19 protein-coding genes are annotated in these 19,095 nt (G+C 64.3%); 8 read left to right on the forward strand and 11 right to left on the reverse strand.

The window, feature by feature from the left end:
- Positions 1–116 precede the first annotated feature (116 nt).
- From NKH12_RS10295 to NKH12_RS10310, 4 genes are read right to left on the reverse strand one after another with little or no spacing between them, the layout of a single operon-like run.
- On the reverse strand, positions 117–2,204 hold the full coding sequence (locus tag NKH12_RS10295; RefSeq protein ID WP_352953010.1) for a hypothetical protein: 2,088 nt from the start codon (positions 2,202–2,204) through the stop codon (positions 117–119).
- Between the two features lie 3 nt (positions 2,205–2,207).
- Entirely contained in the window at positions 2,208–5,048 is a 2,841-nt protein-coding gene (locus NKH12_RS10300; RefSeq protein WP_352953011.1) for a DUF4159 domain-containing protein, read from the reverse strand.
- On the reverse strand, positions 5,045–5,959 hold the full coding sequence (locus NKH12_RS10305) for a DUF58 domain-containing protein (protein WP_352953012.1): 915 nt from the start codon (positions 5,957–5,959) through the stop codon (positions 5,045–5,047). The genes NKH12_RS10300 and NKH12_RS10305 overlap by 4 nt, the downstream gene beginning before the upstream one ends.
- Positions 5,959–6,963, reverse strand: a complete 1,005-nt coding sequence (locus NKH12_RS10310) for an AAA family ATPase (RefSeq protein ID WP_352953013.1) — start codon at positions 6,961–6,963, stop codon at positions 5,959–5,961. The genes NKH12_RS10305 and NKH12_RS10310 overlap by 1 nt, the downstream gene beginning before the upstream one ends.
- A 146-nt stretch (positions 6,964–7,109) precedes the next feature.
- On the opposite strand from NKH12_RS10310, the gene NKH12_RS10315 reads away from it, so the two are divergent.
- The 3 genes from NKH12_RS10315 to NKH12_RS10325 are packed head-to-tail and all read left to right on the forward strand — an operon-like array spanning position 7,110 to position 9,668.
- On the forward strand, positions 7,110–7,739 hold the full coding sequence (locus NKH12_RS10315) for a DUF1285 domain-containing protein (protein ID WP_352953079.1): 630 nt from the start codon (positions 7,110–7,112) through the stop codon (positions 7,737–7,739).
- Between the two features lie 31 nt (positions 7,740–7,770).
- Positions 7,771–8,403: a CoA pyrophosphatase gene (locus NKH12_RS10320; RefSeq protein WP_352953080.1), complete on the forward strand. Its 633-nt coding sequence runs from the start codon at positions 7,771–7,773 to the stop codon at positions 8,401–8,403.
- On the forward strand, positions 8,400–9,668 hold the full coding sequence (locus tag NKH12_RS10325) for a CCA tRNA nucleotidyltransferase (RefSeq protein WP_352953014.1): 1,269 nt from the start codon (positions 8,400–8,402) through the stop codon (positions 9,666–9,668). The genes NKH12_RS10320 and NKH12_RS10325 overlap by 4 nt, the downstream gene beginning before the upstream one ends.
- Positions 9,669–9,674: 6 nt before the next feature.
- On the opposite strand, the gene NKH12_RS10330 is transcribed toward NKH12_RS10325, so the two are convergent.
- The 5 genes from NKH12_RS10330 to hemF all read right to left on the reverse strand — a co-directional run bounded on the left by NKH12_RS10330 (position 9,675) and on the right by hemF (position 12,496).
- Positions 9,675–9,860, reverse strand: coding sequence for a DUF1059 domain-containing protein (locus NKH12_RS10330; RefSeq protein WP_029349897.1), 186 nt, complete (start codon positions 9,858–9,860; stop codon positions 9,675–9,677).
- A 266-nt stretch (positions 9,861–10,126) separates the two neighbouring features.
- On the reverse strand, positions 10,127–10,387 hold the full coding sequence (locus NKH12_RS10335; protein ID WP_352953015.1) for a DUF1344 domain-containing protein: 261 nt from the start codon (positions 10,385–10,387) through the stop codon (positions 10,127–10,129).
- A gap of 281 nt (positions 10,388–10,668) precedes the next feature.
- Entirely contained in the window at positions 10,669–11,178 is a 510-nt protein-coding gene (locus NKH12_RS10340) for a hypothetical protein (RefSeq protein ID WP_352953016.1), read from the reverse strand.
- The gene (locus NKH12_RS10345; RefSeq protein WP_352953017.1) at positions 11,175–11,534 is read right to left on the reverse strand and encodes a nucleotidyltransferase family protein; all 360 of its coding nucleotides are present in this window, start codon (positions 11,532–11,534) and stop codon (positions 11,175–11,177) included. Before NKH12_RS10345 ends, NKH12_RS10340 begins: the two co-directional genes overlap by 4 nt.
- 47 nt (positions 11,535–11,581) lie before the next feature.
- Positions 11,582–12,496 (reverse strand): oxygen-dependent coproporphyrinogen oxidase, encoded by a 915-nt coding sequence (hemF, locus tag NKH12_RS10350; protein WP_352953018.1) that lies wholly within the window; start codon positions 12,494–12,496, stop codon positions 11,582–11,584.
- Positions 12,497–12,603: 107 nt separating this feature from the next.
- Here hemF and NKH12_RS10355 point away from each other — a divergent pair, with 107 nt between their 5' ends.
- Positions 12,604–12,861 (forward strand): hypothetical protein, encoded by a 258-nt coding sequence (locus NKH12_RS10355; protein WP_192356034.1) that lies wholly within the window; start codon positions 12,604–12,606, stop codon positions 12,859–12,861.
- Here the strand turns inward: NKH12_RS10355 and soxR are convergent.
- Both soxR and NKH12_RS10365 read right to left on the reverse strand, forming a co-directional pair.
- Positions 12,858–13,304, reverse strand: coding sequence for a redox-sensitive transcriptional activator SoxR (gene soxR, locus NKH12_RS10360; RefSeq protein ID WP_352953020.1), 447 nt, complete (start codon positions 13,302–13,304; stop codon positions 12,858–12,860). The genes NKH12_RS10355 and soxR overlap by 4 nt on opposite strands.
- 187 nt (positions 13,305–13,491) lie before the next feature.
- Positions 13,492–13,950: a tRNA (cytidine(34)-2'-O)-methyltransferase gene (locus NKH12_RS10365; RefSeq protein ID WP_352953021.1), complete on the reverse strand. Its 459-nt coding sequence runs from the start codon at positions 13,948–13,950 to the stop codon at positions 13,492–13,494.
- Positions 13,951–14,365: 415 nt separating this feature from the next.
- Here NKH12_RS10365 and NKH12_RS10370 point away from each other — a divergent pair, with 415 nt between their 5' ends.
- The 4 genes from NKH12_RS10370 to NKH12_RS10385 are packed head-to-tail and all read left to right on the forward strand — an operon-like array spanning position 14,366 to position 18,947.
- Complete coding sequence (locus tag NKH12_RS10370) at positions 14,366–14,803, forward strand: hypothetical protein (RefSeq protein ID WP_352953022.1); 438 nt, start codon at positions 14,366–14,368, stop codon at positions 14,801–14,803.
- 29 nt (positions 14,804–14,832) lie between these two features.
- Positions 14,833–16,707, forward strand: a complete 1,875-nt coding sequence (locus tag NKH12_RS10375) for an ABC transporter ATP-binding protein (protein WP_352953081.1) — start codon at positions 14,833–14,835, stop codon at positions 16,705–16,707.
- A gap of 10 nt (positions 16,708–16,717) precedes the next feature.
- Positions 16,718–18,601: an ABC transporter ATP-binding protein gene (locus NKH12_RS10380; RefSeq protein WP_352953023.1), complete on the forward strand. Its 1,884-nt coding sequence runs from the start codon at positions 16,718–16,720 to the stop codon at positions 18,599–18,601.
- Positions 18,602–18,632: 31 nt separating this feature from the next.
- Positions 18,633–18,947 carry a DUF6665 family protein gene (locus NKH12_RS10385; RefSeq protein WP_352953024.1) on the forward strand — a complete coding sequence of 105 codons (315 nt, stop codon included), beginning with the start codon at positions 18,633–18,635 and terminating at the stop codon, positions 18,945–18,947.
- The last annotated feature ends 148 nt before the right edge of the window (positions 18,948–19,095 follow it).

Below are 19,095 nucleotides of genomic sequence, written 5' to 3' on the forward strand. Positions count from 1 at the left end.
AAGCCGCCACCGGTCAATCCAAGCCGACCAAAAGACCGAGCCTCTCCCAATCAGATGGCCTTCATATATGAATAACTTTCCCCGGACAGCCCTGCCGTTTACGGGGAGAAGGGAAGCTACCGCCCCTCGCGGTACCACATCGAGCCCAATGCCAGAAGCAGCAGGCCGAGGCCGAGGAACCCGCCGAACAGCGGCACGCGCGAGACGGCCTTCAGCACGCTGTCGTCGGTGGTGCGCAGGCCGATCCAGTCGTTGCCGGCCGCCGCGCCCGTGGAGCGGACCGGGACGACCGACGGCAGCGTTACGCCGCCGGTGAGGTTGCCAAGGGTCGACGATTGTGCCAGCCGGCGCACGCTGCCGCCGGTGGCCTCGGCCGGCGCTTTCAGCCGGTTCTCGGTAGAGACGACGTCGGTGAATTCCGGCGCGTTGACCGGGCCGACATGAGCAAGCGCCTTCAGGTCGCCATTGCCGACCTGATAGAGGCCGATCTCGCTGGTCTCGATGCTGCCCAGGAAGACGCCGGGTTCGGCTCTCTCGAGCTTGACGGTCATCGCCTTGCCGGACGGCGTGATGATCTGCGCCGGGCCGGGATCGTCACTCATCGTCTGGCGGCGGATTTCCAGCATCATGCCGCGGCCGTCGGCGGTCAGCCGCTCCTCCTCGAGTTCGGGCTCCTTCATCAGCCAGTGGGCGATGCGGCGATAGAGCTGGACATGCGGGCCGCCGCCCTCGAAGCCACGCGCCCACAACCAGCCCTGGTCGGACAGAAACATGCCGACGCGGCCTTCGCCTTTGCGGTCGAGCAGGAGCAGTGGACGGTTGTCCGCCCCCTTCATCACCGCCTCGCCCTCGGGGTTCTCGACGCCTATGGTGCGGAACCAGCGGCTCCAGTGCGGCGGCTCGGTGGCGGAGCCGTCGAGCCCGCGCGTCACCGGATGGCGCTGGCCGAGCTCGGTGAGGCGCGGGTAGAAGGCCTTGTCGACGACTTCGCCGGTCGGCATCGCCGGCAGCGCCGACATCAAAGGCGTGCGGGCGATGGAGCTTTCGCCGGCATATTCGGGCCCTGCCGCGATCAGCAGCGCGCCGCCCTTTTCGACATATTCGGCGATGTAGTCGTAGTAGAGGATCGGCAGCACGTCGCGGTGCTGATAGCGGTCGAAGATGATCAGGTCGAAATCCTTGATCTTCTCGACGAACAGCTCGCGCGTGGGGAAGGCGATCAGCGACAATTCGTTGATCGGCGTGCCGTCCTGCTTTTCCGGCGGCCGCAGAATGGTGAAGTGGACCAGATCGACCGAGGCGTCGGATTTCAGAAGGTTGCGCCAGGTGCGCTCACCGGCATGCGGCTCGCCGGAGACCAGCAGCACGCGCAAATTCTCGCGGATGCCGTCGATCAGCGCGATAGCGCGGTTGTTGGTGTCGGTGAGTTCGTCGGGCTCGGGATCGATAGCGAGTTCGACGATGTTGCGGCCGGCGCCGGGAATGGTCACTTGCAGCGGCATAGCCTGGCCGATGGTGGCGCGCTCGACCGAAACCTGCTCGCCATTGACCGACACGCGCACGTCGACCGAGCCGGCCTCGTTGTTGGTGCCGAGGACGCGATAGGTCATTTCGAGTGGCTTGCCGACCAGACCGAAGCGCGGCGCATTCTCGAAGCGGATGCGGCGATCCTTTTCCTGGTCGTTGCCGGTGATCAGCGCGTGCAGCGGGGCGTTGAAGTCGGGCGTGCCGCCGGGGGCGTCATGCACCTCGCCATCGGTGATCATGATGGCGCCGCCGATGCGCGAAGGCGGCACGTCGCGGAAAGCGCTTTCAAGCGCGCCGAAAAGCCGCGTTTCGGTGCGCTCCTCGGCGGCTTCCGACTTGCCGGCCTCGACGACGCGGACGTCGAACTGCTTGTTGCGGCCAAGGCGCTGCTGATGCCCGGCCAGCGCCTCGTCGGTCTGCTTGGTGCGCTCGCCAATATCCTGGCTCTGGCTGCGGTCGACGACGACGGCCACGACGCTTTTCAGCGCCTCGCGCTCTTCGTCGAGGAACACCGGGTTGAGCAGGGCCGCACCCAGCGCGAGCAGGCCGGCGAGACGGAAGACCGCGCCGCGCTGGCGAAACCACAGGCCGACCAATGCCAGCAGCAACAACGGCGCCAGCACCAAGCCGAGCAGCGGCCAGGAGATGAGGGGTTCGAAGGCGAGCGACCAGTTCATGGCTTATTGCCCCAGCCGTTCGAGCAACACAGGCACGTGCACCTGATCGGATTTGTAGTTGCCGGTCAGCATGTACATCATGATGTTGACGCCGGCGCGCAGCGCATAAATGCGCTGCATCGGGTCTGACGGCACGGTCGGTAAAAGCGGGTCGCCATTCTCGTCGACCGCCCAGGCGCCGGCGAAATCATTGGCGGTGATCATGATCGGCGAGACGCCGTCGCCGGTGCGCACCGGGCGGTTCTCGGTGTTGGCGGCTTCGAGCGACGCCGCGACCCAGAGGGGACCGCCGGCGAAACGTCCGGGAAACTCAGGCAGGATGTAGAAGGATTTGGTCAGCACGTGGTCCGACGGCACCGGCTCCAGCGCCGGCACGTTGAGGTTGCCGAGGATGTCGCGCAGCCGCTCCGTCGCCGGGCTGGCCGAATCCGCGCCGATGCCGGTGGCGAACTGGTCGCGCGTGTCGAACAGCACCGTGCCGCCCTGCTGCATATAGGCGTCGACGCGGGCGATCGCGGCCTGGCTCGGCATCGGTGCGGCAGGGTCGATCGGCCAGTAAATCAGGGGATAGAAGGACAGCTGGTCCTTCGAGATATCGACGCTGGCCGGCGCCCCCGGCTCGAGCGCGGTCTTTTCGATCAGGAAGCGGGTCAGGCCCTCCAGCCCGGCTTGGCTGATCGAATCGACGCTCCGTTCGCCGGTCTGTACATAGGCGATCCGGGTCTTGGAAATGTCCTCGATCGCCCGAGCGTCGCCGGGTTTGGCATCGCCGGGTTGGGCATCGTCGGCGCGGGCGATGTCGCTGTGGCCGACCAGGGCGCCGAGCGCAATCAGCAGCGCGGCGGTGGTCGCAGCAGCCGTGCCGGCGCGGCGCGGCCGGCGCGAGAACAGGCCGCCCATCCAGAACACGGCCAGCGTGTCGAGCACCATCAGCAAGAGAGCTGCCGCCACCAGCGGGCCCTTCAAATTTTGCGATTCGTCGAAGGCGTACTGGATGGTGGTGACCGGCACGGTGATCTGAGGACGGACCAGCGGTGCGAATCTGCTTTCAGCATTGAGCAGATTGTGGGCGAGGACGCCGGTTTCGGAGCCGTAGAGGCCGGGCGGGTTCTCGAACGTCACCGGCAGCGGGCCGGCGACCGGCACCAGCGGCCGTGCATCCGGCGTCGGCGGCACCAGCGTGCCGTCGGCTGATATCATGCGGTAGGGCGCCAGAGAGGTGACGGCGGCCTCGGCATTGGCGACCGCTGCACCCTGGTTGCGTGACAGTTGCACGATGCGGCGCAGCATCTCGACGAAGCTGCCGGAGATCGGCAGGTTCGACCAGGTCGCCTCCGGCGTGACATGGAACAGGACGAGCGTGCCTTTGCCCTTCTTCATCCCGGTCACCAGCGGCGTGCCGTCGGCAAGCGTCGCCCAGGTGCGCTCGACGATGTCGGGCGTCGGCTCGGCCAGCACCTGCCTGGTGACGGTGACCTCGGCGGGCGGCGCGAGGTCCGAGAAGGGACCGGTCTTCGGAAAATCGGTGACCGGCTGCGGCGTCGTCCATGACAGCGCGCCGCCGAGCGAGCGCTCTCCGGTGCGCAGCCTGACCGGCAGCAGGTCGTCGTCATTGCCGGCGGCGACCAGCCGCGAGCCGGCGAACCGCACCAGCGTGCCGCCATTGTCGACCCAGTCGATCAGCCTTTGCCGCACCTGCTCCGGAATGGTGCCGACATCGGCCATCACGATCATCGCCGGCTTCTGGTCGAGGAGTTGCGGGATGGCGTCGGCAAGATCGGCGCTCGACGGTTCGGCTAGATCGGCGAAGGGCTGCAGCGCGCGGCGGATGTAGTAGAGCGGCGACAAAAGCGGCTGCGCCTGGTCGGCTTCGGCCTGCGACAGCAGCCCGACGCGGCGGCGCTTGGAATTCTCGTCGAGCACGCGGACGGCGCCGGCCTGCCGCTGGCCGTCGAGCGCGATCGAGGCGAAATCATTGCGCAGTTCGAACGGCACCGCCATGGTGCCGGTGGCGGTGGATTCGCCCGGTGAGAAGGTCAGCGTGGCGTCGGCGATACGGCGGCCCTTGTCGTCGAAGGCGCCGGCGGTCACCTGAGCCGGCGCCGGATCGCCCGGCGCGCGGATGGCGGTCAGCTCGAAGCCGTCCACCTGGTTGTCGGCGCCGGTCAGGCCGATCAGGCCCGGCCGGTCGGAGGCGGCCCAGACGACGCGGGCGGCGTTCTTCGACAAAAGCGTGTTGAAGGCTGCCTCGTCGCCTTCCGCCGCCAGACCGTCGGCGAGCACGGCGACGCTGGCGCCCGGCAAGGTCTCCAGGGTTGCCGCGACGCGGGCGTAGACGGCAGGGCGGTCGGTCGGGATCGGCCGCGGCTTTGCCGCGCGCAGCCGGTCGAGCGCGGTGGCGGCGTCGAAGGGGCCGATCTCGGCATTCGGCTTCTCGGCGGTGAAGGCGATGATGACGGGCACGCCGTTGGAGCTGGCATCGGTGATCAGCCGTTCGGCGGTGGCGACGCGCTGGCCCCAGTCGGCGGCACTTGCCCAGTCATTGTCGATGACCAGCGCAAGAGCGGCGCCCTCGGCCGGCAGTCTTTCACGCGGATTGAAGACAGGTTCGGCCAGCGCCGCAACGATAAGGGCCGCCACCAGCAGCCTGAGCAGCGTGAGCCACCACGGGCTCTGCTGCGGCGTCTCCTCGCGCTTCAGCACCCGGGCCAGGATCTTCAGCGGCGGGAAGACCTCGGTCTGTGGCTTGGGCGGGGTGAACCGCAAAAGCCACCAGATCACCGGCAGCGCCAGAAGACCCCACAGCACCATCGGCGCCCCGAAGGAGAGCGGCAGCCAACTCATGCGCGGATCCTCCCGGCTGAGCTGCCATCGACGGTCATCGCCATGTGGACACGCACCAGTGCATCGGAGGCGAGGCGGTCGGTGTGGTTGACGGTGAAGCTCCAACCAAGCCGCTTGCACCAGTCGGTCAGTTCCTGGCGGCGGGCGATGTAAAGCAGGCGGTATTCATCGCCCAGCGTTTCGGCACGGCCGGCGGTCAGCTTGTCGCCGGTCTCCGGATCGGTGAATTCGGTGCGGCCGGCATAGGGGAATCTCTCCTCGGCGGGGTCGGCGACCTCGATCAGATGGGCACGCACGCCGTGGCGGGCGAGCACGTCGAGCCAGGCGATGGTGTCCTCGGCCGGATCGAGGAAGTCGCTGACGATGACGATGTCGCAGAAGCGGCGGATGGCGGACAGGTCGGGCTTTGCCGGCAGATCGCCGGCATGGGTGAGCTGCGCCGCGATGCGTTCGGCGCCGTTGCGGGCGGTGAACGGATCGGTCAGTCCGGGCCAGGCGATGCGCTCGCCGCTGCGCGACAGAAGCTCAGCCATGGCGAGCGCCAGCACCAGCGCGCGGGACTCCTTCGAGACGGTGGCTCCGGTCGATTTGTAGAGCATGGAAGGCGAGGGGTCGGCCCACAGCCACACCGTATGGGCGGCCTCCCATTCGCGGTCGCGCACATAGATGTGGTCGTCGCGGGCCGAGCGGCGCCAGTCGATACGCGACGAGTCGCCCTCGACATAGGGCCGGAACTGCCAGAAGTTCTCGCCGATGCCGCGCTTGCGGCGGCCGTGCCAGCCGGCGATCACCGTGTTGACGATGCGGCGCGCCTCGACCAGCAGGTCCGGCACCAGCGACGCCCGCAACCGGCCGCGGGCGAGCGCGTCACGCGTCGCCGCCGGTGCCTGGGCCTCGCCTATACGCGCCATCAGATGCCTTTTGCCAGTTTCGCCACCACGTCGCGCACGGTCGTGCCCTCGGCACGGGCGGCAAAGGTCAGCGCCATGCGGTGCTGCAGCACCGGCTCGGCGAGCGCTCTGATATCGTCGATCGACGGCGCCAGCCGTCCGTCGTAGAGGGCGCGGGCGCGGGCGCACAGCGTCAGCGCCTGGCTGGCGCGCGGGCCTGGGCCCCAGGCGACGTGCTTGTCGGTCTCGGCATTGCCCTGGCCGGGGCGCGCCGAGCGCACCAGCTGGAGGATCGCCTCGACGACGCTTTCCGGCACCGGCATGCGGCGGATGAGGGTCTGGATCTCCTTCAGCCGCGCCGGCTGCAGCACGTTCTGCGCCTTGGCGTCCTCGATGCCGGTGGTTTCCAGAAGAATGCGGCGCTCCGCCTCGATTTCCGGATAGAGGATGTCGACCTGCATCAGGAAGCGGTCGAGCTGCGCCTCGGGCAGCGGATAGGTGCCCTCCTGCTCCAGCGGGTTCTGCGTCGCCAGCACATGGAAGGGCGCCGGCAGGTCGTGGCGGACACCGGCAATGGTGACGTGGTATTCCTGCATCGACTGCAGCAGGGCCGACTGGGTGCGCGGCGAAGCGCGGTTGATCTCGTCGGCCATCAGCAGTTGCGCGAAGATCGGCCCGGAGATGAAGCGGAACGAACGCTTGCCGAATTCGTCCTGCTCCATCACCTCGGAGCCGAGAATGTCGGACGGCATCAGGTCGGGCGTGAACTGGATGCGGCGAGAATCGAGGCCGAGCACGATGCCCAGCGTCTCGACCAGCTTGGTCTTGGCGAGGCCGGGCACGCCAACCAGCAGCGCATGGCCGCCGGCCAGCAGCGCCACCAGGGTGCGTTCGACGACGCTTTCCTGGCCGAAGATGACGCGGCCGACGCCATCGCGAACCCTGGAAATGTCGGCCAGCGCCGTCTCGGCCTGTCCGATCATATCCTTTTCGCTGATCGGGCTTTCCTTGATCATCACGCTCATGCAGCATCGATCCTTCTCGTTGGAAATACCGGCTTGCACCTTCGACGCTGCAGAGTGCCGCGATTCGGCCTCGCGTGGCGCCTGTCTTTGAACTTAAATCACTGACTTATGCTGACAAGCGGAACAACAGTGACTATTTCGTGACCATGACGGAACGCGCCGACGATCGTGAAGAGAACCTGACGGCCGCCACCGAGGCGCGCGGACTCGAGGCGCTCGTCTCCCGCGCAACGCGTGCAGGCAAGGGGCCGGCGCCGGTGGAGCGCTGGAATCCGGCTTTTTGCGGCGATCTCGATATGGAGATCAGAGAGGACGGCACCTGGTTCTATCAGGGCACGCCGATCGGCCGCATGCCGCTGGTGCAGCTGTTTTCCTCCGTGCTGCGCAAGGACGAAGACGGCAAGACCTATCTGGTGACGCCGGTGGAAAGGGTCGGCATCCGCGTCGTCGATGCGCCCTTCATCGCCGTCGAGATGGACGTTTCCGGCACCGGCGATGGCCAAGTCATCACCTTCCGCACCAATGTCGGCGATGTGGTCGAGGCCGGTCCGGAGCATCCGCTGCGCTTTGTCGACGAGGATGCGACCGGTGGCCTGAAACCCTATGTGCTGGTGCGCGGGCGGCTGGAAGCGCTGGTGGCGCGGCCGGTCATGTATGAACTGGTCGAGCATGGCGAAGAGATCGAGGTCGGCGGCAGAAGGATGTTTGCCGTCCGTTCGAGGGGCGCGGTCTATCCGATCATGCCGGCCGAAAAACTGCAGCGGCTGAGCGCATGATGGATAGCGAATGATGGACCAGGGTGACGCGATGGACCAGATGACACGGGCGCCGTTTTCCGCCGCGGATTTTCGCGCCCGCGTCGCCGCGCAGCCGCTGGCGCATGCCGCCGACGATTATGGCGACCATCGCTTCAACCCCGGCCATCCGCGTTTGAAGCTCGCAAAGGCGCTGCGCGATGCCGCGGTGCTGATCCCGGTGGTCGATCACGGACGCGACGCCACGGTTCTGCTCACCAAGCGGGCGGAAAAGCTCCGCAACCATTCGGGGCAGGTGGCCTTTCCGGGCGGCACGATCGACCCTACCGACCCGAGCCCGGAGGCGGCGGCCCTTCGCGAGACATTCGAGGAGATCGGCCTCGGGTCGGACCGGGTCGAGATCATCGGCCGCATGCCCGATTACGTCTCCGGCAGCGGCTACCGCATCGCCCCGGTGCTGGGAATAGTGCGGCCGGGTTTTTCACTGACGCTGAATCCCGAGGAGGTCGACGCCGCTTTCGAAGTGCCGCTGCGCTTCCTGATGGACCCGGCCAACCACGGCCGCGACAGCCGTATGTGGAACGACCTCGAATGGGTCTTTTACGAGATGCCTTATGACGGGCAACGCATCTGGGGCGTCACCGCCGGCATCATCCGCACGCTTTATGAAAGGCTCTATACGTGAGCGGCCGGGTGTCGCTCGCGGGCAAAGCCGACTGGCTCGGCGAACGGCACCTGCAGCGCCTGCTGACGGTTCTGGCGGATGGCGGCGAGGAGGCGCGCGTCGCCGGCGGCGCGGTGCGCAATGCGCTCATCGGCCAGCCGGTCGCCGACGTCGATATCGCCACCACGACCGTGCCTGATGAAACCATCCGCCGCGCCGAGGCGGCGGGCTTCAAGGCCGTGCCGACCGGCATCGAGCACGGCACCATCACGATTGTCGCCGGCGGGAAGCCGTTCGAGGTGACCACGCTGCGTGCCGACATCGAGACCGACGGACGGCGGGCCAAGGTGTCGTTCGGGCGTGATTGGAAGGCCGATGCGGAACGGCGCGATTTCACCATCAACGCGCTTTATGCCGAGGCCGACGGCACAATCGTCGACCTGGTCGGCGGCGTCGCCGATATCGAGGCGCGCCGGCTGCGCTTCATCGGCGATCCGGAGGCGCGCATCCGCGAGGATTATCTGCGCATCCTGCGCTTTTTCCGCTTCTTCGCCTGGTATGGCAACGGCCGGCCGGATGCGGAAGGGCTGAAGGCTTGCGCCCGGCTTAAGGAGGGGCTTGGCCAACTCTCGGTCGAGCGCGTCTGGTCCGAGTTGAAGAAGCTGCTGTCGGCCCCCGATCCATCGCGCGCCTTGCTGTGGATGCGCCAAGCCAGCGTGCTCACCAGCGTTCTGCCGGAGAGTGAGAAATGGGGCATCGATACGATCCATGCGCTGACCAGGGCCGAGAAGGATCTGGGCTGGATGCCGGACCCGCTGCTCAGGCTGGAAGCGATCGTGCCGCCGGACGCCGCGCGGATGAAGATGCTCGCTGAGCGGCTGAGATTCTCCGTCAGCGATGCCGGCCGTCTGAGGCAGTGGGCGCTGACAGCGCCTGTCGAGCCGAAGACGACCGAAGCGGACCTCGCAAAACGGCTCTATCGTGGCGATCGTCAGGGCTTCGTCGATCGCTTGCGGCTGTCGCTCGCTTCCGCTCGAGCCCGCGCCGTCGAGGACAATGACGCGCTGCTCGAAGCCGGCGGCTTCTCGCGCCTGCTGGCCTTCGCTGGAAAGTGGAAAAAGCCCGACTTTCCGCTCAAGGGCGCCGATCTGACGACGCTTGGCGCGTCGCCCGGACCGAAACTCGGCGCAACCTTGAAGAACCTCGAAAACGAATGGGTCGAGTCCGGCTTTGCGCTGGATCGCGGCGCACTCCTCGAGCGCGCCGCAGAAGCACTCGAAAATTAGGCAAAGTCAGGCCGCGTCGCGGGGCTTTTCGATGCGCGAACGGATGGCTTCGATCATCGTCTCGCGGATGATCGTCTCGCCATGCGTCTCACGCATGTGCTCGACCGCACGCCGCATGATCTCGGCTTCCTCGTCGGCGCGCGTATGCCAGTCACAACCCGGAACGAGCGAGCCGCAGTGGAATTCCTTCATCGGATTTCTCCCTTCCTCCTCGGAGCGTCGCATCTGCTCTGACACGGAAGCTCCAGCACCTTTGATCGACGCATGATCCCTGCCGAAAACCGGTTCGGTTTTCGGGACGCGCAGGCCGAGCCAGCATAACACGATCGAATGGTTTTGGTTGCTGCGGAGACCAAAAAAGGCGGCGCAGCGCTGCTCCGCCTTCTTACGCTACCCTAGAGACAAGACGGTGTCTTGCTCTCGGGGCAAGACCTCGTCCTGCTCCAGCGGGCAGGCGATCACTTCATGATCCTGACTGCCTCGGCAATTTTGTGCTTGCCGCTCATGTCCCACGAAACGCGGACCTTTTCGCCGGCCTTCAGGCCAGGATTCTTGAAGGCCTTGGGCAACGTAAAGGTAGATCCGTCATCCAGAACAAGGCTCATGGCCGTTCCATCATAGGTCTTGACCGTGCCCGTTGTGTGCTTGACCGCTGCAAAGGCAGCGCCACCAGAGGCAAGAACGGCAGCAGCCGCAACCGACATAATAAGCTTGCGCATGACATGCTCTCCTGGAAAATGAAGGCACCTTTTTGGGAAGGTGCCCCACTCAATTATGGGCCGTCCGGTCGCGTCGGGTCGCGGTTCTAGGGAGGCGAGAACCGCCGGCGTTTCCCGGCCCGGAACGAAAAATAGTCCTGTTTTTTCAAGTGGATATTTAGACGAAAAAGATATTCTGCGCGCCACATTCGCCGCCAAAATCAAACGATTTGGACCTCATTGCGGCTCACGTCCGACTCACCGAGATTTTACGGCTCGTCTATGCGAGCGGCGCCGAGATACTAAGTCTTCGGCTGGAGTCTTCGGAATCCCCATCGCTGGTCGCATGCCTCCACGAACTTCCTAGCGTCAATCGCCGGATCTGATGCGTCCTGATTTGAAACGCTTTGAACGAGACTATAATCGGCGGTGTCCCGATCGATCTGAGCACGGATAAGGAAAAGACCCGTTTCAGCCAAGACTCCTTGTTCCCGCTCTACGATCTTTCCATAGGCCTCGATAATGTGCTTGTGGCTCTGAGGAAAATCCTTTCGCTTACCGACCCCACCCGCAGCGAGGATTGCTGCCGCTGCGCAGTGGTGCATGGCGTAATAGGCCGAATCCACACATGCATTTGGCGTTGTAGCCGCTTTCGCAAGCAATTCCGCCTCCTTAAGATGTATTTCCGATTTGATGAATTCTTGGCGTGCAAGCGTCAGCCGCTGTTCTTCCGTCAGAGGTATTACCGGTTCAGAACGGGGTCGTGTGGCGTGCTTTTTCTTAGGAGGATGACTTCTTTGCCTTTTTTTCACCTGATTACAACGCCATCGCGTGCGATATTCAGTGCGAGCAATTCATCATCAGAATTCAAGTAGTTTGAAGGCACTGAAACAGGACTGATGTGGACACCCGCCAGTATATGTTTGTAGGCGGCATCTTCCAGCGCATGGTCCACGAATCGCCGATTGTTTAAGTCGCTGATGAAGACAGCCACGTCGTAATCTGATCCACGTCGTGAATCACCGCGTGCCCTTGACCCAAACAAAACAACATTGGTCACTTTGCCGGGGAATATGCGCTCGGCTTCACTTCGAAATGATCGCAAATGTCGTGCCGCTCGCTCAGATACGATACTGTCCAAATCGGCCTTTGTAAGCATCGACATCATAAATCATTTTACCTTATCGAAGCCGAGCTTGGCAATCGTGGGGGGTGCTACGGCCATTTCGCCTCTGGCGGCAGGCTGGACAGGATCGAGGCGACGTTGCCGCCGGTCTTCAGTCCGAAGATGGTGCCGCGATCGTGAAGCAAGTTGAATTCGACATAGCGGCCACGGCGAATGAGCTGTTCTTCGCGGTCGCCGTCGGTCCAGTTGTCGTTGAAATTGGCCCGCACCAGATATCCGTAGACGACGAGAAAAGATCGCCCGACATCCTGGACGAAGTTGAAATCGGCATTCCAGCCGCCTTTGTCTTCATCCGAATGCAGCCAGTCGAAAAAGATGCCGCCGGTGCCGCGCGGTTCGTCGCGGTGCGGCAGATAGAAATACTCGTCGCACCAGGCCTTGAATTTCGCGTGGTCGGCAACGCCAGCATTCTTCTGGCAGGCGAATTGCATGGCCCGGTGGAAGGCGACCGTGTCCGGATCGTCCTGGGTGCGGCGACGGTCGAGCACCGGGGTCAGGTCGGCGCCGCCGCCGAACCACTGGCGCGAGGTGACGACCATGCGCGTGTTCATGTGCACCGCCGGCACGTTGGGATTCCAGGGATGGGCGATCAGCGAAATGCCGCTTGCCCAGAAGCGCGGGTCTTCCTCGGCGCCCGGCATCTGCTTCCTGAACTCCGGCGAGAACTCGCCATAGACTGTGGAGGTGTGGACGCCGACCTTCTCGAAGACGCGGCCACGCATCATCGACATAATGCCGCCGCCGCCCTTGCCGGCGTCGCGCTCCCATGGCGTCTTTTCGAAGCGGCCGGGCGACCATGAGGCCTGCGGCCCCTGCAGGTCCTGTTCGATCTGCTCGAAGGCGGCGCAGATGCGCTCGCGCAACGTCTCGAACCACAGCCGCGCCTTCATCTTCTTCTGTTCGATGTCGGCCGGCAGCCCCGCCGGTATTTCGGGTCGTTGCAAATGCTGTCTCCGTTGTGGGGGCGCGTACCCCGACAAATGACTCGTCTTTTCCGGCCGCGATCCCTAATCTCTTAGGTGCAAGGGTCAAGTGTGAATGGAGTTCTTTCGTGCGCACCCCGGCAAGACCGCCGCTGGATGGCCTGAAGAAGAGGCTCGACCGTTCGCGCGCCGAGCGCGCGCGCATGCCGCGCGACGGATTCCTGCGCGAGACCTTCGTCCTGCCGCGCTCCGATGCGCGGCTTAAGGCGAAGGAGTGGTTCGAGCGCTTTCCCAAGCAGGCCTACTGGACCGAGATCGAAAGCTGGTTCGAGCGGCCGGGCGACGTCATCGAATTCACCATCAGGCGATTGCCCGCGGCAGATTAACGAGCGACCAACAACCGCCTTGCTCCTGGGCCTTGGGCGCTCAATCGGTCGTCCTTGTTCCGCAGCGGGCATTTGTCGATCGACATGCAGCCGCAGCCGATGCAGTCGGTCAGCCCGTCGCGCAGCTTCTTCAGCTGGGCAATCTTGCGATCGAGCTGGTCGCGCCAGGCCGTTGAAAGCAGGTTCCAGTCCTCGCGCGTCGGCGTGCGGCCTTCAGGCAGCGATTCAAGTGCGGCACCGATCTCGGCCAGCGAGATGCCGACCTCCTGCGCGATCCTGATGATCGCCACACGCCGCAGCACGTCGCGGCCGTAGCGCCGCTGGTTGCCTGATGTGCGGTGGCTGCGGATCAGTCCGCGATCCTCGTAGAAATGCAGCGCCGACACCGCCACGCCGCTGCGCATTGCCACCTGGCCGACCGTCAGTTCCGTCACCGCAGCCATTCGAATTTTCCGCTTGACCTCAAGTTAGGTTGAGCTTGTAACGAAGAAACCCTGGACATGCAAACCGCAGGAGAAGGCTATGTGCGCCTGGGTGAGAATGACTAGAGAGGGTGCGGTCATTGGCCAAGAAGCAGCCGGGGGCCAGAAAGCGGCCATAATCGTTGCGCCCACTGAGGGGCTGCGAATGCTATCCGAGCTGCCGGATCGCCTCACCGGCCACCATGGCGACGGACAGCGCGACGTTGAGGCTGCGCGCGCCCGGCTGCATCGGGATGATCAGTCGCGCATCCGCCGCCTGGTGGACAGGATCCGGCACGCCTGCGGATTCACGGCCGAACAAAAGAATGTCGGCGTCGGCGAAGGCGAAATCGGTGTAGGCGGTCGCGGCTCTGGTCGACAGCAGCACCAGCCGCCGCGCTTCGCCTCTGCGCCAGTTCTCGAAGGCGTGCCAGTCGACATGCCGGGTCAGAGCCGCCATTTCGAGATAGTCCATGCCGGCCCGTTTCAGCGCCCGGTCGGAGAGCGGGAAGCCGGCCGGTTCAATGATGTCGACGTCGAGACCGAGGCAAGCCGCAAAGCGCAGGATTGTCCCGGTGTTGCCGGCGATATCCGGCTGGTAGAGCGCGATGCGGAGACGGTTGTTCATTTCCGCATCCTTCTAATAAGTGGCAGATCGGCCACAGCAGGTTCGCGGTTTTGGAAATTGCTGGACTGGCGGGTGGTCATTTTCTGCGAAGTCGGTTATACGCCGGGCATTGTCAACCCGAACCGATGGAGGGGTAATTCATGATGATCATGTACATCCAGCGCCCCTCTTGTGGGCTTACCAGCCTGCCGGCGGTTTCGGTACGACGATTCTCCTGACTTTTTAGACTTCGATCGCACCGATTCTTCGCCGAAACCTTTTTCGGCCTTCGAAGGAATCCTGCGATGTTTTTCAAGCTGTCGAAGGGGCTGAACGCCCCGCCTGAACACGCCTCTGTTCAATGCCTGCCATTCGCCGGCCATTCGCCTGCGAACAGGCCGGACTTTTTCCGTATTTTCACATGGAGGACGGACGGATGTTCGATCCCTGCAAAATTCCCGGTTCAAGAAGCCTGCACGAGCGCAGGATGGCGACATGTGCGCTTTTGATCGGCGAAACCTATTCGTCTGCGGCTCACGCCGAGACCCGTCGGCGCCCGCATCGCGGCATGCTGCCGGACGTCGATTTCTCGCGCGCGGTTCCCGATCGCAGCCGGCCGTCGCTGGTGCGCCGGATCATCAGGCTGATCCGGCCCGGCGCAAAAACCGGCGCGAAACTCCGGGTCGTCGACACGGCGCTGTCAGGATCGTCAAGGGAGCCTGTCGGCGAAAAGCCCGCGACATCCTATATTGCGCGAAGCAGGACCGGCGGCCCGGGTGGTTCCGGGACGCCGGTTCTTGCCGCCACGCGATGCCATGACGCTACCCCGGACGCTAAGCGCTCCCAGGACGCTAAGTGCTCCCGCGCCGCGTGAGCGAAAACGAGCATGTGAGTACCGAGACAATGTTCCGCTGGTTTGAAACAAGGCTCGATCCGTTCCCTGCCGAGGAGCCGGTCGAGCCGCCGAAGACGCTGATCGCCTTCTGCGTGCACTATACGCGCGGGGCCTGGCCCTACATCGCTGTCGATGCGATGCTGGTGACGGCTATCGCCCTTGCCGAGGTTTGGATGTTCGGCTTCATGGGCCGGATCGTCGACTGGCTGTCGGCGCAGAACCGCGAGACGTTCCTGCAGACCGAGGGCTGGAAGCTCGCCGGCATGGCTTTCATCGTGGTGTTCGCGCTGCCGGCGACGGTCTGTTTCCATGCGCTCCTCAACCAGCAGACGCTGATGGGCAACTATCCAATGCGTATCCGCTGGCAGGTGCATCGCTACCTGCTCAAGCAGTCGATGGCCTTCTATCAGGACGAGTTCGCCGGACGCATCGCGACCAAGCTGATGCAGACCGCACTCGCCGTGCGTGAGTGCGTCATCAAGCTCATCGACGTGCTCAACTATGTCGTGGTCTATTTCCTCGGCATGCTGTTCATCGTCGGCTCGGCCGACTGGCGGCTGGCGGCGCCGCTTGCCGTCTGGCTTGCCGGCTATGTCCTGCTCTTGCGCTACTTCATCCCGCGGCTGGGCAAGGTCGGCGAGGAGCAGGCCAATGCGCGCTCGACCATGACCGGCCGCGTCGTCGACAGCTACTCCAACATCCAGACGGTCAAGCTGTTCTCGCATGCGCGGCGCGAGGCGTCCTTCGCCCGGGAAGGCATGGCCGGCTTTCTCGATACGGTCTACCGGTCGATGCGGCTGGTGACACAGCTCTACGGCCTGCTCTACGTCCTGAACTCGCTGCTGTTGTTTTCGGTCACCGCGATCTCACTGTGGCTGTGGCTCGGCCAGGTAGTGACGATCGGCGCCGTCGCTCTGGTCATCGGCCTGGTTCTTCGGCTTTGGGGCATGTCGCAATGGATCATGTGGGAGATGTCCACGCTGTTCGAGAATATCGGCACGGTGCAGGACGGCATCAGCTCGATCTCGTTGCCGCGCGTCGTCGAAGACAGGCCTGGCGCCAAGGACATTGTCGTGACCAAGGGCGAGATCCGCTTCGAGGACATCCGCTTCCACTACGGCAAGCAGAAAGGCATGATCGAAAGCCTGTCGATGACGGTGAAGCCGGGCGAAAAGGTCGGCATCATCGGCCGCTCGGGCGCCGGCAAGTCAACGCTGGTCAACCTTCTCTTGCGCTTCTACGACCTTGAAAGCGGCAAGATCCTGATCGACGGCCAGGACATCGCCGCGGTGACGCAGGATTCGCTGCGCGCCCAGATCGCAATGGTCACGCAGGACACCTCGCTGCTGCATCGTTCGGTGCGCGAGAACATCCTGTATGGCCGGCCGGACGCCAGCGACGAGATGCTGGTCGAGGCAGCACGCCGCGCCGAGGCACTTGATTTCATATCAAAGCTTTCGGACGCCAGTGGCCGCACCGGTTTCGATGCGCATGTCGGCGATCGCGGCGTCAAATTGTCCGGTGGCCAGCGGCAACGCATCGCCATTGCCCGTGTTATGCTGAAGGACGCGCCGATCCTCATTCTCGACGAGGCGACGTCTGCGCTCGATTCGGAGGCCGAGGCGGCGATCCAGGAGAACCTTTACAAGCTCATGCAAGGCAAGACCGTCATCGCCATCGCGCACCGGCTCTCGACCATCGCGGCGATGGACCGGCTCGTCGTCATGGACAAGGGCCGCGTCATCGAGGAAGGTTCGCACGAGGAACTCGTCGCCAGCGGCGGCCTTTATGCGCAGCTTTGGCAGCGCCAGTCGGGCGGCTTCCTGCTCGACGACGGTGCCACCGCCAACGATGCCATCGCTCGGGGTCAAGCAGCAGAATGATGGCCGCCGAATGATGATTGCCGTCTATCGCTGGTTCGAGAACTGGGTCTATCCGTTCAGGGAGCCTGCGAATCTTCGGCCACCGGTCAGCGTCAGCGGGTTCCTCTGGCACTATGTCGGCCAGGCGAAGGTCGCCTTCTTCGCCATGCTGGTCATCGGCGGCATTGCGCCGCTGGTCGAAGCTGGGCTGTTCTACTTCGTCGGGCGGCTGGTCGACATTCTCGACCAGCTCCCCGGCGAGCGCAGCTGGGACGCGCTGTGGACTGCCGCCGGTCCCGAACTTGTCTTCATGGCCGCCGTAGTGCTGGTCATCCGCACCATCGTCGTCGGCCTGGCGGCGCTGGTCGACGAGCAGACGATCACCCCCGGCTTCTACAATCTGGTGCGCTGGCAGGCGCACCGCCATGTCTCGCGGCAGTCCTACGACTTCTTCCAGAACGATTTCGCCGGCCGCATCGCAACCAAGGTCTGGCAGGCGGGGCAGGCGACCGGCGATTTGATGGAAAGCTTCATCGGGGTGGTCTGGTTCATGGTCGTCTACACGGTGACGACGCTGGTGCTGGTCGCCGGCCTCGACTTGCGGCTGGCGGTGCTGGTGGTGATCTGGATCACCGCCTTCGGCTGGCTCGCCAAGCGCTATCTGCCGGCGATCCGCAAACACGCCGAGGCAACCGCCGAGGCCGGTTCGATGATTACCGGCCGCATCGTCGATTCCTATTCGAACGTGCAGACGCTGAAGCTGTTCTCCGCCGACGGCGACGACCGCTACATCAGGAGCGGCTTCGATATCTATCTCGACGCGCTGCGGCCGTTCACCCGCCGGCTGACCGGCGTGCGCATGGCGCTGACGACACTGTCGGGGATCATGATCACGGCGATCGCATGTTTTGCCGTCTATCTCTGGGTCGAAGGCTCGATCACCGTCGGCGCCGTCGCCTTCACGCTGTCGCTGGTGCTGCGGCTCAACATGCTGCTCGGCCGGCTGATGATGCAGCTCAACGGCATCCTGCGGAATCTCGGCGTGCTGGAAAACTCCAAGGCGCTGATCTCGCAGCCGCTCGGCCTGATCGACGCACCCGACGCCAGGGAGCTTGTCGTGACCGGCGGCCGGATCGACATGAAAAAGGTCGAGTTCCACTACGGCAAGGGATTCGGCGTGCTCAACGGCATCGACCTTGTCGTGCGGCCCGGCGAGAAGGTCGGACTGGTCGGTCCGTCCGGCGCCGGCAAGACGACGCTGGCCAATCTGATCCTGCGCCTCTACGACCTCGAGGCCGGCAAGATCACCATCGACGGCCAGGATGTTTCAAAGGTGACGCAGGATTCGCTGCGCGCCAATATCGGCGTCGTCAGCCAGGATACTGCGCTTTTCCACCGCTCGCTTCGCGACAACATCAAGCTCGGTATGCCGGAAGCGACCGACGCGGAGGTGATCGCGGCCGCGAAGAAGGCCGAGGCGCACGACTTCATCCTCGACTTGCGCGACAATCGCGATCGCCAGGGCTACGAGGCCTTTGTCGGCGAACGCGGCGTGAAATTGTCTGGCGGCCAGCGCCAGCGCGTGGCGATCGCCCGCGTCTTCCTCAAGGACGCGCCGATCCTGATACTCGACGAGGCAACGTCGGCGCTTGATTCCGATATCGAAGCGGCCATCCAGGAAAATCTGGCGATGCTGATGGAGAACAAAACGGTCATCGCCATCGCGCACCGGCTGTCGACCATCGCGGCACTCGATCGTCTGGTGGTGCTCGACGGCGGCCGGATCGTCGAGCAAGGCACGCATGACGAACTGGTGGCGCTCGACGGGCTCTATGCGCGGCTGTGGAAGCGGCAGTCCGGCGGCTTCCTGTTCAACGAGGAGAGCGTGCTGGAGGAAACGCGGCCGGCGGAGTAGGGCCAGATTTCAGCAAAAACCGGAGTGGACCATGTCGGTGCGAATGCCATCGAATTTCGGACGGTCGGGGACGCAGGAGAGCGCGCTCGACCTGCTCGGCCATGAAATCGTCGGCGAAAAGGCGGCGGCGCTCGGCCGCGCCGGCCGGCGCGTGGATGAGACGCTGGCGAGATTGCGTGAACATGGCGACGATGGCGAACATCGTGCCCGGCTGCTCAAGGACGCGGCGGAGGCGGTCCACGGCTATTTCATCCAGCGCGAATTGTGCGGTTTACGCAAGCACGACGCGGTGATCCGGGAATACAACATTCCCAAGGCCGTACTGGCCAAGCTTGGTGCGAAGTAGACAATTAGTGTTGAAAATCTGATGGAACCGAAGACGAAATACCGATTTCGACCCGTTCCAGAAGTTCGGGTGCGAGCGCACTTTGGCGCATAGGCGGCCCCATTGCCGACTTTTCCGCACCCAATATTGCTTGCGAAAGATGATCCTT

The organism is Mesorhizobium sp. M1322 (assembly GCF_040318085.1).
Lineage (GTDB): Bacteria > Pseudomonadota > Alphaproteobacteria > Rhizobiales > Rhizobiaceae > Mesorhizobium.

What these genes read in the sequence shown, in the direction of transcription:
- NKH12_RS10295 (WP_352953010.1), bottom strand. Translation starts at nt 2,204, where the DNA reads ATGAACTGGTCGCTCGCCTTCGAACCCCTCATCTCCTGGCCGCTGCTC.
- NKH12_RS10300 (WP_352953011.1), bottom strand. Translation starts at nt 5,048, where the DNA reads ATGAGTTGGCTGCCGCTCTCCTTCGGGGCGCCGATGGTGCTGTGGGGT.
- NKH12_RS10305 (WP_352953012.1), bottom strand. Translation starts at nt 5,959, where the DNA reads ATGGCGCGTATAGGCGAGGCCCAGGCACCGGCGGCGACGCGTGACGCG.
- NKH12_RS10310 (WP_352953013.1), bottom strand. Translation starts at nt 6,963, where the DNA reads ATGAGCGTGATGATCAAGGAAAGCCCGATCAGCGAAAAGGATATGATC.
- NKH12_RS10315 (WP_352953079.1), top strand. Translation starts at nt 7,110, where the DNA reads ATGACGGAACGCGCCGACGATCGTGAAGAGAACCTGACGGCCGCCACC.
- NKH12_RS10320 (WP_352953080.1), top strand. Translation starts at nt 7,771, where the DNA reads ATGGACCAGATGACACGGGCGCCGTTTTCCGCCGCGGATTTTCGCGCC.
- NKH12_RS10330 (WP_029349897.1), bottom strand. Translation starts at nt 9,860, where the DNA reads ATGAAGGAATTCCACTGCGGCTCGCTCGTTCCGGGTTGTGACTGGCAT.
- NKH12_RS10335 (WP_352953015.1), bottom strand. Translation starts at nt 10,387, where the DNA reads ATGCGCAAGCTTATTATGTCGGTTGCGGCTGCTGCCGTTCTTGCCTCT.
- NKH12_RS10345 (WP_352953017.1), bottom strand. Translation starts at nt 11,534, where the DNA reads ATGATGTCGATGCTTACAAAGGCCGATTTGGACAGTATCGTATCTGAG.
- soxR (WP_352953020.1), bottom strand. Translation starts at nt 13,304, where the DNA reads ATGGCTGCGGTGACGGAACTGACGGTCGGCCAGGTGGCAATGCGCAGC.
- NKH12_RS10365 (WP_352953021.1), bottom strand. Translation starts at nt 13,950, where the DNA reads ATGAACAACCGTCTCCGCATCGCGCTCTACCAGCCGGATATCGCCGGC.
- NKH12_RS10370 (WP_352953022.1), top strand. Translation starts at nt 14,366, where the DNA reads ATGTTCGATCCCTGCAAAATTCCCGGTTCAAGAAGCCTGCACGAGCGC.
- NKH12_RS10375 (WP_352953081.1), top strand. Translation starts at nt 14,833, where the DNA reads ATGTTCCGCTGGTTTGAAACAAGGCTCGATCCGTTCCCTGCCGAGGAG.
- NKH12_RS10380 (WP_352953023.1), top strand. Translation starts at nt 16,718, where the DNA reads ATGATGATTGCCGTCTATCGCTGGTTCGAGAACTGGGTCTATCCGTTC.
- NKH12_RS10385 (WP_352953024.1), top strand. Translation starts at nt 18,633, where the DNA reads ATGTCGGTGCGAATGCCATCGAATTTCGGACGGTCGGGGACGCAGGAG.